We start from the raw sequence: 13,738 nt of genomic DNA, 5'->3' as shown, positions 1-13,738 counted from the left end.
ACGTGGCGCCTTTAGCCTGCGTTCCTTAATTCTGGGCAAGCGCCTTCCGCTTTTCTACTGCTTCCGTCTTTTTATCTGACCGATCCCCAGTTCTTTGGATTCCTTATACAATGCTTTGATAAGGGATATGGTCATGAGGGCCATGATGATTGAGAACGGGAGAGCGGCGACAATCATGGTATTCTGAAGTGCCTGCAGCCCGCCGCTGTACAGGAGTACAAGAGAAATGACGGCAAGCAGGATGCCCCACGTAAGTTTAATTCTGTTGCCGGGCGTATGGGACCCGTTTGTTGTCATCATGCCAAGGACATAGGTGCCGGAGTCAGCTGACGTAATGAAAAATGTACTGACAAGAATGATGGCAATGATGGAAAGGACCATTCCAAGCGGAAAGTTTGAGAATACAGCGAAAAGGGTTTCCTCGGTTGCCAGTCCGGAAATTGAAATATTCTTCACATGCTCAAGATACATGGCCGAGCCGCCGAATGTGGAAAACCACAGAAACCCGATGACAGTCGGCACGAGAAGGACGCCAAATACAAACTCCCTAATACTGCGTCCCTTGGAGACGCGGGCAATGAATATGCCGACGAAAGGCGACCAGGCAATCCACCAGGCCCAATAAAAGATTGTCCATCCATTAATCCACTCACGTGAGTCAGGATCCAATGGAGCAATCCGGAAGCTCATCTGAAGGAGAGACTGCAGATAGGTCCCGATTGTATTGGTGAACAAGTTCAGGATGAACAGGGTAGGGCCAATGAAAAACATGAGAACGAATAAGACCAGGGCCAGTCCCATGTTGGCATTGCTGAGAATCTTGATGCCTTTTCCAAGTCCCGACCAGGCGGAAATCATGAAAAGCACTGTCACGATGGATATGATGATCAGCTGCACAACAAAATTGGAAGGGATGTCAAAAAGGAAGGACAGGCCTCCGTTTATCTGGACAGCTCCAAAGCCAAGGGTGGTGGCTACACCAATCACGGTAGCAAGGACAGCGATAACATCGATGACCTTGCCCAGCGGGCCTTTAACGGCATCGCCGAAGATAGGCTTCAGGGTTGCGCTGATCAGTCCGGGTTCGCCATGCCTGAAGTTAAAATAGGCAAGTACAAGTGCGACAATCCCATAAATAGCCCAGGCGTGGATTCCCCAATGGAAGTAGGTAAACCTCATAGAATCTTTCAATGCTTCCGCAGTGCCGGTCTCTCCGGTTGGCGAGCTGACAGCATAATGGGAAAGAGGTTCGGCCGCTCCCCAGAAGACCAATCCGATACCCATCCCTGCGCTGAACAGCATGGCAAGCCAGGTAACCCTTGAAAACTCAGGCTTGTCCTCAGGTTTTCCAAGCTTCAGCCTGCCGATCGGGCTGATCAGGAAGTAGAGGCAGACAATGACCAGCAGTGTAACCAGAATAAGATAATACCATCCGAAAGCGTTGCTGATGAAGTCCTGGAGTCCGGCAGTCACACTTTCAAGCTGATTTGGTGCAAAAATGCCAACAAGTACAAGTACAAGTAATAATAGTACGGATATGTAGAATACCGCGAGTTTTTGCTTCAAAATTTATTCTCCCTTCTTTCACAGATAACAGGCCTTCTTCATCAGTCGAGCATATGTATATTGTTTTCGAACGCTGATGGATTATGTAATAAAGAAAGGCCCGTATCTAAAGTATTTTAGCAAAGCCCCCTGAAAAATAAAAGGAAGGGGGCTTCTTCAGCAGCTGAAGGCATATACGCCAGCTTCATTTCCTCATACCCTCCGAGAGTATGGCAAAAACCTCCGGACGGCTGAACTTGGAAGGAAGGGGCTGACCTTTCCTCAGCATTTCCCTCACCTTTGTCCCTGAAAGGTGGAGATGATGCTCTGGGCCGTGCGGACAGGTTTTGGCTGAAGCCATCTGATCGCAGGTTTTGCAGTAAAAGCTGTGTTCAAACGGCATGATGATGATTCCCAGCTCTTCTTCGGTAAACTGCAGGAAGATATTTTGAGCATCATAAGTCCCATAATAATTGCCGACACCGGCATGATCCCTTCCTACAATAAAATGTGTGCAGCCATAGTTTTTACGGACTATTGCATGAAAAATGGCCTCCCGCGGCCCCGCATATCTCATGCTCGCCGGAAATACGGCGAGTATAGCCCTGTCTGAAGGATAATAGTTGTCAAGAAGGACTTTGTAGCTTTTCATCCGCACATCTGCTGGGATATCATCTTTTTTCGTTTCTCCGACAAGGGGGTGCAGCAGCAGTCCATCAGTCATTTCCATGGCTGTTTTCTGGATGTGTTCGTGCGCCCGGTGAACAGGGTTCCGGGTCTGGAAGCCGGCTGTTGAGTTCCAGCCTTTACTGTGTATCTTTTCTCTCAATTCTGCAGGGGTGAATAGGTACTCTGCCCATTCCGGATCAGCAGGTGGGAATTTTACAAGGGTAACCTGGCCGGCCAAATAGACATCACCTCGCTCAAAAAGCTTCTGAACCCCCGGATGATGCCGGTCATCAGTCTGGAATACTTTTAATGCTTCCTCTCGTTTATCAGGCCGGTAGATTTCACTGAGCTCTATAAGACCATAGGTACTTCCCTTAAATGTAAGCCGTAGAAAATCTCCTGGGGAAAGAGAGGAAGCCATTGCTTCATGAATCGTTAAAGTGATGGGAAGGCTCCAGACTGTACCGTCGGCCAATCTCATCTTTTCAAGAACAGAGCAATAGTCTACTTTAGTCATAAAGCCATTCAGCGGACTGTACGCTCCAGTAGCGATCAAAACAAGGTCGGATAAAGCTGCCTCATCCAATTCTGCTTCCTTTTCAATTTCCTCCCAGCTTCTCTTCAAATCGACTTTGTTGATCAGTGTTCCACCGTGAGGTATGCTGCAGGGCATTCTTTTCACTCCTCTTTAAAAGTCTTCAGTTCATAAACATCATCTAAATACTTCATTACGGATTGAACGCATTCTTCCAAAGAATGCTTTCCTGTATGCAAAATGATCTCAGGCTTCTCGGGCTTTTCATAGGGATCGTCGATGCCCGTAAATCCTTTGATTTCGCCATTTCTGACTTTTTTGTACAGTCCTTTAGGATCCCGCTTTTCGCATTCTTCTACAGGGCAGTCAATATAAATCTCAATGAATTCCCCTTCATCCATCAGTTCCCTGGCCATCTTTCTGTCTGCTTTATAGGGAGAGATGAGCGATGCAAGCACGACAAAGCCTGCATCTGAGAAGAGTTTTGCCATTTCGGCAGTCCTCCTGATATTCTCCTTCCGGTCTTCCTGGCTGAACGATAAATTTCCATTGATGCCGTGGCGCAGATTATCTCCATCCAGCAAATAGGCCTGGATTCCCCGTTTGAAAAGCATTGCCTGGACCGCGTTTGCAATCGTTGATTTTCCTGATCCTGACAGCCCGGTAAACCAAAGGACAGCACTTTTATGCTCATTTTGCTTTTGCCGGAGACTTTTGGTTATGGCTGAGCAGTGCCAGGTAATATGTTTCTCTTTCAAAGGAACACTCCTTTCTAAAGCCATCTAATATAAAGCATGGTAATGGCGGCTGCCATTGAAATGAAGCTTAAAGGCAGTCCGACTCTCATATAATCCGTAAATCTGTATCCGCCGGGACCGTATACAAGAAGATTGGTCTGATAGCCGATAGGGGTTAAAAAACTGCATGAAGCGGCAACGGCAGTAAGCATGGCAAACATAGCCGGATCTATCTGCAGGCTTTCTGCCATCGTGTAGCCGATCGGGAACATCAGGGACGCTGTAGCCAAATTATTCAGGATTTCGGTCATGAGCATAGTAAGCAAATAATAGATGCAAATAATGCCAAGCAAGCTCAGCTCATCCTGCCATTTAAGGAGAAATGAAGCGGCCTGTGATGCAAGGCCGGTTGATTCAATTGCTTTTCCGAGGCCGATGGAGCTTCCCATCAAGATAATGATCCGCCAATTCACCGCTTTCAGTGCCTCTGAAAAAGACAGTGTCCCTGTGGCAATGATAAGCGCAGCTGCAAGGAGAGCCAGATGATAAATGGGTGCAGCCTGAATAAGCGAGCATATGATAAAGCCTGCAAGGATCAGCGATACTGAGAGCTTCTGCCTCCGGCTGTTCTTAGCTGCAGCTGAGGAGGAGATAAAATAAAAATCGTCGCTGCCCGCCCATATTTCGCCAAAACCCTGCCTTGCCAGGAGGATGAAGGTATCTCCCTGGGCAGCTGTCAGGCTGCCAAAGCCGCTGGAGATGAGTTCTCCCTTTCTTTTCACACCCACAATAACAGCCTGGTACCTTGAACGGAAATGGATATCCTTGATTCTTTTATTGACGAGAAAGGAACCAGGGGGAATTCCCACTTCAAATAATCTGCTCCCTTTCCGTTCAGGGTGGGAAGAGGGTCCGGCCGGCCAGGGCTTAAGCCCAAGAAGATGAACGGAAGGGAGCGCTTTTTGGGGATCTCCTGAAAACACCAGAAGATCCCCAGCCTGAACCACTTCATCATTGGCGGCTGGAGTTTTAACTATGTCACCTCGGATGATCTCAATCAGGAATAAATGGTTTAGATTCCGCAGTAAAGCTTCTGTCACCGTTTTTCCGGCCAGAGGGGAGTCATCAAGCACTTCATAATAATGAATATGAAGATGCTCTTCTTCTTCAAACATTTGGATGTTATGCGACCTGTCGGGAAGAAGGCGGTGTCCGAAGACAATCATATAGAGAATGCCAGCCGCAGCTATAGGGACCCCGATGACGGAAAAAGAAAACAAGTGGAATCCTTCCCCGCCTCTCTCAATCATGAGCCCGTTAACCAATAAATTTGTAGAAGTGCCTATCAGTGTAATGGTCCCTCCGAGAATGGAAGCATATGAAAGTGGGATCAGCACCTTTGAAGGCTGGATCTTGTTCTCAATTGCCCACTTTTGCAGAAAAGGTAGAAAAAGAGTCACCAATGGAGTGTTGTTAATGAAAGCCGAGGCAGTGCTTACCGGCACCATGATACGAAACAGTGCTCCAGGCAGTGTCCTGCTCCTGCTGAGAAATCTGCCGGCAGCATCCTGTATCAGCCCGCTTTTTGAGACGGCAGCTCCTGCTATAAATAAGAGGGCTACGGTATGGACGCTTGTGTTGGAAAAGCCGGATAAAGCCTCACCGGCGGGCAGGATGCCGCTGACAATCAAGAGGGCGAGGGTTGAAAAAACGGTCATTTCAGCAGGCAGCCATTCTTTGACAAGGACAAAGAACATGATGGCCAGCAATACACAAAGAACAGCAGCGGAAAAGGGCATCGGCAATTCTCCTTGAAATCATGAGTTTTAATATTTTATGAGAGTATATCAGGATTGTACATGGCAGGAACCTAGCAGGAGCATCTTCTTCTGCAGTCATGTTCATTGCCTTAGTCATGGAGGGCGTATGCCCCCTGAATCAAATTGATAGAGATGCCTAGAACCAACAAACTATACAAGCATATTTTAATAACTATATAACTGTGTTTTTCGGGAATGCAGGACAGGGAGTGGAATAAAACGATGAAAGTAATGACCATCTTGGGTACAAGACCGGAGATCATCCGGCTGAGCCTTATCATCAACAAGCTGGATCAGTTATGCAGCAGGCATATCCTTGTGCATACCGGACAGAATTTTACAGGCAATCTGAGTGATGTGTTTTTTCGGGAAATGAAGGTGAGAACGCCTGATGTTATTCTCCTGGATAAGCAGCATTCTCTCGGGGAACAGCTGTCAGCGATATTCTCGGGACTTGAGAAACTCATCCTTGCCGAGCGCCCTGACCGTGTCCTTGTGCTTGGGGATACAAACAGCGGCCTTGGAGCCATTATAGCTGAGAGGATGGGAGTCCCTGTCATTCATATGGAAGCAGGCAACCGCTGCTTTGATCTTGAAGTGCCTGAAGAAAAAAACCGCAAAGTGATTGATGCAATCTCTACTTATAATCTCCCCTATACGCCTCAAAGCAGAGAAAACCTGCTGAGGGAAGGAATTCCTTCCAGCAGAATCATCGTGTCAGGAAATCCAATATATGAAGTGCTTCAGCATTATAAAAACGAGATTAATCAAAGTCCTATACTAGACGAATTAAAACTGGAACCAAAAAGCTATTTCCTGGCGACCATCCACAGAGCTGAAAATGTCGACCGGGGGGATCGGCTTAAGGAAATCATGAAAGGAATGAATCTTACGGCACAGAAATTCCAGCTCCGCATGATATGCAGCATCCATCCGCGGACCAGGTCGAAGCTGTCGCAATTAGAGTCACTTGACATGCATCCCCTGGTGGAGTTTCATGATCCATTTGGTTTCTTTGATTTCGTGAAGCTGGAGAAAAATGCTTTTGGTGCACTTACCGACAGCGGCACTGTCCAGGAAGAATGCTGCCTTTTCCATGTGCCTGCAGTAACCATTAGAAAAACAACGGAACGGCCGGAAACGATTGAATGCGGAAGCAATATGGTATCTGGCTTGAAAGCTGAAGACATCCTGAGGTGCGTGGAGGTCATGGCTGCTTCTGACAGGAATTGGAGTTTTCCGGTCGGCTATGAACAGCCCTCTGTATCTGACAAGGTCATTAAAGTTCTATTGGGAGGAATGGAAAATGTTTAAGGATAAAACAATTCTGGTTACAGGGGGCACAGGTTCATGGGGATATGAGCTTGTCCGGCAGCTCCTTGCAGAGAATCCTGGGGAAATCAGGATTTTCTCGCGAAATGAATCCAATCAATTCACCATGAAGCAGGAATTTGACAATAATCCGCGCCTTCGTTTCATGATCGGCGACATTAAAGAAAAGGATGAAATGACTGAGGCCTGCTGCGGGGTGGATTATGTGTTCCATCTGGCGGCGCTTAAGCATGTCCCTGTCTGTGAGGATCAGCCGCTTGAGGCCTTGAAAACGAATGTACACGGCACCCAAAATGTCATTGACGCGGCCATTCATAATAATGTCGAGAGCGTTATCTATATCTCAACGGATAAAGCCTCCAATCCTTCTAATTTCTATGGGCTTTCAAAAGCCATGGGGGAACGTCTCATCATCCACGCTAATACACTTCATACAAATACAAAATTTGTCTGCATTCGCGGAGGGAATGTGCTTGGAACCAACGGAAGCGTCATTCATGTATTCAAAAAGCAGATCATGTCAAAAGGGAAAATCGGCATTACAGATTTGGAGATGACACGGTTCTTTTTGACTCTCGAGGACGCGATCAAGCTTGTTTTCAAGGCAATAAAAGAAAGTGCGGGCGGTGAAATCTTTGTTATGAAGATGCCTGCCTGTAAAATACTGGACCTGGCTTATGTGCTGGCAGATGAAGCCGGGAAGCAGGATATCGAGATCGAAGTGCTGGGGACACGGCCGGGTGAAAAGATCCATGAGCTCCTTCTTTCTGAGTATGAAGCAAGCACAACGGTCGTTTTTGACGAGGAATACTTTGTTATTCTGCCGCCAATCCATATTCCGGGGCTGAAAGAAGCCTATTCAGCCTGCAAGCCTGCTGAACTGGAAACCTATAATTCCAGCAAAGGACTCATGGGCCGGAAAGAAATCAAAGAAATGCTGAAGAAGGGCGGTTTTATTCAGTGAAGATACTGATCCTTGGGGGAAGGGGCATGGCAGGCCATGTGATGGTTGCCTATCTTAGGGAAAACACTGATTACCAGGTTTTTTTTACCACAAGGGACCGTGCTGATAGGGAAGGCATTTATCTGGATGCAGCGGATTCATCTATGCTGGAAAAAGTAATAGATCAGCTTAGGCCTGATATCATCATCAACTGCATCGGCCTGTTGAATGGCCAGGCAGCCCAGGATCCCAAGCTCGCTTTTCAGCTGAACGGCCTTTTGCCCCACCAGATTGCAAGGTTTGCAGAACGCTATGGGGGAAGGCTCATCCATATCAGTACAGATTGCGTGTTTTCCGGCGGGATAGGCAGCTATAAGGAAGAAGATACACCTGATGGGACATCGATTTATGCCCAGTCCAAGCAGCTTGGGGAAATTGTGGACAGCAGGCACCTGACAATCAGGACCAGCATCATCGGACCTGAGCTGAAGGATGACGGAATTGGCCTGTTCTTATGGTTCATGAAGCAGCAAGGCAGGATCAATGGGTATACGGAAGCCTTATGGAACGGCGTCACAACACTTGAATTGGCCAAAGCAGTGAACTGCATGATTGAAACTGGTCTTAGCGGCCTGTGCCATCTGGGCGGCGAAAGGAAAATATCAAAGCATGATCTGCTTGTATTGATCAAGGCAATATTTAATAAGGGCGGAGTAGTAATCGTTCCGGACAGCGGTTTTGTGCTGGACAGGACCATTGTGAACACAAGAACAGATTTTGACTATCATGTCCCTGGCTATGACGAGATGCTCCTTGAGCTGAAAGATTGGATGGACAGACATTGAAAGACGCAAAGAGAATCCTGATTACAGGGGCTTCAGGTTTCACAGGCAGGCATGCCTGTTCTTATTTCAGGAAAAAGGGTTTTTTTACAGCAGCTTCTGTGCATCGCGGAAATTTGCAGGAAAGCGAGGCAGATCAGATAGAAATCTGCAATCTGCTTGATAAAAATTCTCTGGATCAGCTTGTCAAAAAAACTGATCCCGGGTATGTCCTTCATTTGGCAGCCCAAAACCATGTAGGGAAATCCTGGGAGGATCCTTCTGCTTCCTTTGAAGCGAATGTGCTTTCAACACTATATCTGCTGGAAGCACTCCGCAGGTTAAAGCCTGAAGCCAGGGTGCTGGTCACAGGTTCTGCGCTGCAGAGCGGCTCTGAAGATCATCCGCATCCCTACAGCCTTACAAAGTCGATGCAGACATCACTGGCCAGGGCATGGGAGTCTCTTTTCAAAATGGATGTGATGATTGCTAAGCCCTGCAATCTGATCGGCCCTGGGAATTCAAATGGAGTTTGCTCTTTATTTGCAAGCAGGATTGCCAGGATGGAGTCAGGGCTTGAGGAAAAAGTGCTTTACGTAAACAGCCTGCAATCGAGCCGGGATTTCCTGGATGTTCGGGATGCAGTTCGGGCATATGGATTCATATTGGAAAAAGGGGAGCGGGGAGGTATGTATGATGTGTCTTCAGGCGGCTCCCTTACTTTAGGGGATGTGGTCAGCTATTTAAGATCATATGCCAAAACTGATTTTAGAGTGGACTCAAAATCCTCGGAACCTGATTCAGAGAAGTATGCGCTGGATCCTGCAAAACTGAAGGATCTGGAATGGATGCCGGAGATCAGCAGAGAACAAACCTTTGAGGACCTGTTAAACTACCAGCGCGACAGGATCAGTAGATCAAAGCGGAGCTCTTAGGATGAGGCTGGATCTTATTTCAGTTTACTCAAAAGAAAAGCTTCATATTTTTTTCTGACCTCAGCGAATTCTTCCATCAATTCATCGTGATGCTTTACAGTTCCCATGTTTTCATGGTATCTGTGATGGACCAGCGGAGCATTCAGGAATTGAAAATCTGTATGATGAAGCACGCGGAGCCACATGTCATAATCCTGGGTGTACAAAAGGTTTTCATTAAATAACCCAGTTTTTTTAAACAGACTGGACTTCATGATCACAGTGCAGCCGTTAATATGGCAGGATGTTCTTAAAAAAGAATAAAAGGCTTTTTGATCAAAGATGGTCTTTCCTGCAGATTGCTGTATAATGACTGATTGATTATTGATAATATGGAAGTTTGTATAAGAGGCACTGGCATTTAACTTTTTCATATATGCCATCTGCAGTTCTGTTTTACGCAAATCAAAAAGATCATCTGAACTGAGCCATGAAAAATATTCCCCGGTCGAATGCCGGATTCCCAAATTGACCGCACTTGCTGTTCCGCCATTTTCCTTTTCCAGGTAGATGATCCTGTCACGGAAAGGAGCTATTTTTTCAATATGCCTGTCTGAACCGTCATTGACAACGATAACTTCTTTGTTTGGATAAGTTTGATTAACAGCACTCGAAATGGACTGGGCTATATATTCATCATTATAAAATGGAATGATAATGCTCACTTTAGGCTGTGTCATAGTAAGTGCCCCCTAACATAAATTAACAATAGACTGTTATATATATACGCCAGAGAATCGAAGGGTATGCGCCGCCTTAGCTTCCATCCGGCGGGACATAGACGGAAAAGAGAAAGGATGACTTGAATGAGAAAGTATGCTGACTGGTGGGCTGGCACATGAAGATCTTGATTACCTCCTTCTATCCCCTCCCGTATCCGGGTGGGATCTGGACATTTGTTTCAAAGCTTAAGGAACGCCTGGAAAGTATGGGGCACCGCATTACCATTCTGAGCCTGAATCAGGACACCCTGAATTACAGGATTCTCGGACAGCCAGAGGAGCTGACAGAACAGCAGGTGTCAGCAGGTTTATATGAAAAGGTAAAAAGGGCTTACCCTCGGCAGAATACGGGGAGCTATATTTTCCAGACAGAGATATCCAGGGGCTTCCTGGAGCTGGCTGCACTTCATTACGGGCTGGATGGCTATGATGTGATTTATGCGCAGGACGCTATGTCAGCAGGTGTCATCGGCAGGATTAAGCCAAGAGGAGTTCCCCTTGTTATGAGTGCCCATGGGTATTTATCTGGCGAGATCTTTCACTATCTGAAGAGCCTGCGGCCAGTTGCGCCAGATCAGGAACTTCTCCAGACTGATGTGTATAATTTCTTTCATAATCTGGAAAGGCTGGGCTATAACTCCAGTGACTTAATCCATTCACAATCCGAATGGATGAGCAGATTGATCATTGATGGCTCACAGGTGCCTGCTGATAAGGTCATCCAGTTTCCGTACGGTATGGAAACTGACAGCTTTATCCGGGCCATTCAAGGAAGCGGAAAACTAAATAAAAGGGGAAAAAAAGTCATTCTATTTACGGGCAGGCTTGTCACTTTAAAAGGTCTGCACACTTTAATACCGGCGCTTGGCAAACTCTCTAGGGAGAGGCAGGATTGGGAATGCTGGATTCTTGGCGAGGGAAGTATAAGAGCAGAATTAGAACAGGCATGCAAAAAGTTTGGGATTGATGGTTCTGTCAGATTCTTCGGTACAGTCGAAAATGTTCTGCCCTACTTGAATAGTGCAGACATCTTCGTCCTGCCTGGGCTGCAGGATACACAGCCTCATTCTGTCATGGAAGCACAGCTTGCCTGCCTGCCGGTTATTGTCAGTGATGCTGCCGGTTTGCCAGAGATGGTCCAGCATCAGGTGAATGGAATGATCTTCCCTGCAGGAAACAGTGAAGTGCTGCTTATGCAGCTCAGAAGTCTCCTGCAGCATGATAAAAAACGGCTTATGATGGGTGTGAGTGCCCTTCATTGGGCAAAAGCAAAATGGAGCTATGATTCTTTAGTTACTAACATTCTTTCCATGTTCAACAGAGCAATCGCGTTAAAGCATCTATAAAAAAGAGCTGGCCTTTATATGAAAGGGCCAGCTTCTTTTTGCTATCTATTTCTGGTCTCCCAGTCAAATCCGATGGAGGGATCATCCCACGGGATCCTTTTTTCATCTGGTGCAGCAGGGTTATAGGATTTTGTCGTACAATACACGACCGTAGCCGGATTCTTGCCTAGCACCCTGTAGCCATGGGCTACTCCTTTGGGAATCAGGAGAATCATGGGATTATTTTCACCCATATAATACACATTGGTTTCACCGAATGATCTCGAGTTTTCCCTCAGATCATACAGGACAACCTGCGCATTGCCTGATGGAAAGAACCAAAGGTCATCCTGCTCTTCATGATAATGGAAGGCCTTGATCACTCCTGGATAGGAGGTCGACCAGGAAAGCTGGCCGAAATGGGACAAAAGGTTTTCATCATCGCGCACCACTTCTGCAAAAAATCCGCGGTCATCACAATGCTTGATTAGCTTTTTCGTTATGACACCCTCAATTTGCATCACTTTCAGCCTCCTTTGCCAAATAGTCGTACAAGGCATCCTTCCAGTTCCTCATAAAAAACCCGCAGCTATTCAATTTCTTATTGCCAAGCACCGAATATGGCGGCCTGCGGGCAGGAAGGCCATAAGCCTCTGTCGAAACGGGTTCTATTTCTGCACCGCTTTTTAAAAATACCGCAATTTCCTTTGCAAACTCAAACCAGCTGCAGCTTCCCCCGTTGGAAACATGGTAAATGCCGGGAGCCTGCTCTAAAAGAAAATAAACGGCTTCGGCCAGATCTTTTGTGTAGGTAGGAGAGCCCATCTGGTCTCTTACGACCTCCAGTTTGCTTTCGGTTTGCAGCAGCCGGGCGATGGTGTTGACAAAATTCTTGCCGCCATGTCCGTAAAGCCACGAAGTCCTGATAATCAGGGTATCCGGATTGGCAGCCATGGCCAGTGTTTCACCGGCCCGTTTGCTTTCTCCATAAGCATTAAGGGGGAAAGGAGGATCCTGTTCTTCCCACGGGACGGATTGATCACCGGAGAAAACATAGTCTGTGCTGATATGAATGAACCTGGCCTGCAGCCTTTTCGCTTCCCGCGCCAAATAAAAAGGAGCAATAGCATTGATAAGGAATGCTTCCTCTCTTTGGGTTTCACAGAGGTCGACAGCCGTAAATGCTGCCGCATTGATCAGCACTTCCGGCGCCACTTCCTTCATCCGCTCAGCTGTGGAATATGCATCTGTAATATCCCACTCGTCCCGTGAAAATGGTAATACGCTGCATCCAAGCCGGGCAAGTGAGGAAGTCAGCTCCCTTCCCAGCTGGCCGCCAGCTCCTGTAATCGCAATTTTCATCCTGCATATCCTTTCAGCCGGCTCTTATACCAATCAACGGTTCTTTCAAGTGCCTGTTCAAGCGGAGCTTCCTGCTTCCATCCCAGTTCAGACTGGAGCTTGGAAGAATCAATGGCATATCTGCGGTCATGGCCTTTCCGGTCCTCCACATATTCTATCAGGCTGTCAGGCTTTCCGAGGAGGTCCAGGATATGCTTCACAACCTCTATATTTGTCTTTTCATTGCCTCCGCCGATATTGTAGACTTCGCCCAGTCTGCCTTTTTCAAGAATCAGCCGAATGGCTCTGCAGTGATCATCTACATAAAGCCAATCCCTGATTTGCAGACCATCCCCGTATACCGGGATTTTTTCATTATTGAGCGCTTTGCGCACAATGGTCGGTATGAATTTTTCGCTATGCTGGTAGGGTCCGTAATTATTGCTGCATCTAGTGGTGATGACAGGAAGCTTGTAGGTTTCCCGGAATGAACGGACAAGGAGGTCGGAGCTTGCCTTGGTTGCAGAATAAGGATTGTTCGGCATAAGGGGGGAATTCTCTGTAAAAGCGGACTGGCCTGCTTCAAGGGTCCCGTACACTTCATCCGTAGATATATGAATCATTTTTGCCGCACGGCCTTTAAGCATATTTAATAGAAGCTGATAGGTGCCGCTGATGTTGGTCTCAATGAACAGGCTGGCATTCTGGATGCTGTTGTCGACATGCGATTCTGCAGCAAAGTGGATGATGCTGTCATAGTGCCGGTCAAAGGCCATTTCAAGTTCCTGTTCATTGGCAATATTGCCTTTAATGAAACGGAAGCGGGGATGACTGTAAAGTTTCTTCATTTCTTCCGGATGGCTGGCGTAGGTAAGTGCGTCAATGACCGTAACGCTGACGGAAGGATCTTTCAGGGCAAGATGGACGAAATTAAGTCCGATGAATCCCGCAGCACCTGTTACTAGAAGTTCCAT

General features: G+C 47.0%; 13 protein-coding genes. 5 read left to right on the top strand and 8 right to left on the bottom strand.

What is annotated here, in order from left to right; all coding sequences use genetic code 11:
• Nucleotides 1-54 precede the first annotated feature (54 nt).
• The 4 genes from ABU165_RS19220 to ABU165_RS19205 all read right to left on the bottom strand — a co-directional run bounded on the left by ABU165_RS19220 (nucleotide 55) and on the right by ABU165_RS19205 (nucleotide 5,285).
• On the bottom strand, nucleotides 55-1,566 hold the full coding sequence (locus tag ABU165_RS19220) for a glycine betaine uptake BCCT transporter (RefSeq protein ID WP_009790831.1): 1,512 nt from the start codon (nucleotides 1,564-1,566) through the stop codon (nucleotides 55-57).
• Between the two features lie 184 nt (nucleotides 1,567-1,750).
• Nucleotides 1,751-2,887: a sulfate adenylyltransferase gene (sat, locus tag ABU165_RS19215; RefSeq protein WP_318060595.1), complete on the bottom strand. Its 1,137-nt coding sequence runs from the start codon at nucleotides 2,885-2,887 to the stop codon at nucleotides 1,751-1,753.
• A 5-nt stretch (nucleotides 2,888-2,892) separates the two neighbouring features.
• Complete coding sequence (gene cysC / locus ABU165_RS19210; protein ID WP_009790834.1) at nucleotides 2,893-3,531, bottom strand: adenylyl-sulfate kinase; 639 nt, start codon at nucleotides 3,529-3,531, stop codon at nucleotides 2,893-2,895.
• A complete protein-coding gene (locus ABU165_RS19205) occupies nucleotides 3,522-5,285 on the bottom strand; it encodes an SLC13 family permease (RefSeq protein ID WP_318060594.1) in 1,764 nt (587 codons plus the stop codon). Before ABU165_RS19205 ends, cysC begins: the two co-directional genes overlap by 10 nt.
• Before the next feature lie 243 nt (nucleotides 5,286-5,528).
• Between ABU165_RS19205 and wecB the strand changes: the two genes are divergently transcribed.
• The 4 genes from wecB to ABU165_RS19185 are packed head-to-tail and all read left to right on the top strand — an operon-like array spanning nucleotide 5,529 to nucleotide 9,337.
• Nucleotides 5,529-6,620, top strand: a complete 1,092-nt coding sequence (gene wecB, locus ABU165_RS19200) for a non-hydrolyzing UDP-N-acetylglucosamine 2-epimerase (protein ID WP_318060593.1) — start codon at nucleotides 5,529-5,531, stop codon at nucleotides 6,618-6,620.
• Nucleotides 6,613-7,602 (top strand): polysaccharide biosynthesis protein, encoded by a 990-nt coding sequence (locus tag ABU165_RS19195; protein WP_318060592.1) that lies wholly within the window; start codon nucleotides 6,613-6,615, stop codon nucleotides 7,600-7,602. Before wecB ends, ABU165_RS19195 begins: the two co-directional genes overlap by 8 nt.
• Nucleotides 7,599-8,426, top strand: coding sequence for an SDR family oxidoreductase (locus tag ABU165_RS19190; protein ID WP_318060591.1), 828 nt, complete (start codon nucleotides 7,599-7,601; stop codon nucleotides 8,424-8,426). The genes ABU165_RS19195 and ABU165_RS19190 overlap by 4 nt, the downstream gene beginning before the upstream one ends.
• Complete coding sequence (locus ABU165_RS19185) at nucleotides 8,423-9,337, top strand: NAD-dependent epimerase/dehydratase family protein (RefSeq protein WP_318060590.1); 915 nt, start codon at nucleotides 8,423-8,425, stop codon at nucleotides 9,335-9,337. The genes ABU165_RS19190 and ABU165_RS19185 overlap by 4 nt, the downstream gene beginning before the upstream one ends.
• 14 nt (nucleotides 9,338-9,351) lie before the next feature.
• Here ABU165_RS19185 and ABU165_RS19180 read toward each other — a convergent pair whose 3' ends face one another.
• Complete coding sequence (locus ABU165_RS19180; RefSeq protein WP_318060589.1) at nucleotides 9,352-10,056, bottom strand: glycosyltransferase; 705 nt, start codon at nucleotides 10,054-10,056, stop codon at nucleotides 9,352-9,354.
• Nucleotides 10,057-10,214: 158 nt separating this feature from the next.
• Between ABU165_RS19180 and ABU165_RS19175 the strand changes: the two genes are divergently transcribed.
• Nucleotides 10,215-11,444, top strand: a complete 1,230-nt coding sequence (locus ABU165_RS19175) for a glycosyltransferase family 4 protein (protein WP_148949546.1) — start codon at nucleotides 10,215-10,217, stop codon at nucleotides 11,442-11,444.
• A 41-nt stretch (nucleotides 11,445-11,485) separates the two neighbouring features.
• On the opposite strand, the gene ABU165_RS19170 is transcribed toward ABU165_RS19175, so the two are convergent.
• Genes ABU165_RS19170 through rfbB form a run of 3 tightly spaced genes read right to left on the bottom strand, consistent with a single transcriptional unit; the run spans nucleotide 11,486 to nucleotide 13,738 of the window.
• Complete coding sequence (locus ABU165_RS19170) at nucleotides 11,486-11,944, bottom strand: dTDP-4-dehydrorhamnose 3,5-epimerase family protein (protein ID WP_009790843.1); 459 nt, start codon at nucleotides 11,942-11,944, stop codon at nucleotides 11,486-11,488.
• On the bottom strand, nucleotides 11,934-12,785 hold the full coding sequence (rfbD, locus tag ABU165_RS19165; RefSeq protein WP_148949545.1) for a dTDP-4-dehydrorhamnose reductase: 852 nt from the start codon (nucleotides 12,783-12,785) through the stop codon (nucleotides 11,934-11,936). Before rfbD ends, ABU165_RS19170 begins: the two co-directional genes overlap by 11 nt.
• Entirely contained in the window at nucleotides 12,782-13,738 is a 957-nt protein-coding gene (rfbB, locus tag ABU165_RS19160; RefSeq protein WP_148949544.1) for a dTDP-glucose 4,6-dehydratase, read from the bottom strand. The genes rfbD and rfbB overlap by 4 nt, the downstream gene beginning before the upstream one ends.

Origin of the sequence: Cytobacillus sp. T106, assembly GCF_040492155.1 — a bacterium.
In the GTDB taxonomy this organism is placed as follows: domain Bacteria; phylum Bacillota; class Bacilli; order Bacillales; family Cytobacillaceae; genus Bacillus_AB; species Bacillus_AB infantis.
This window is presented reverse-complemented; position numbering and strand designations above follow the sequence as displayed.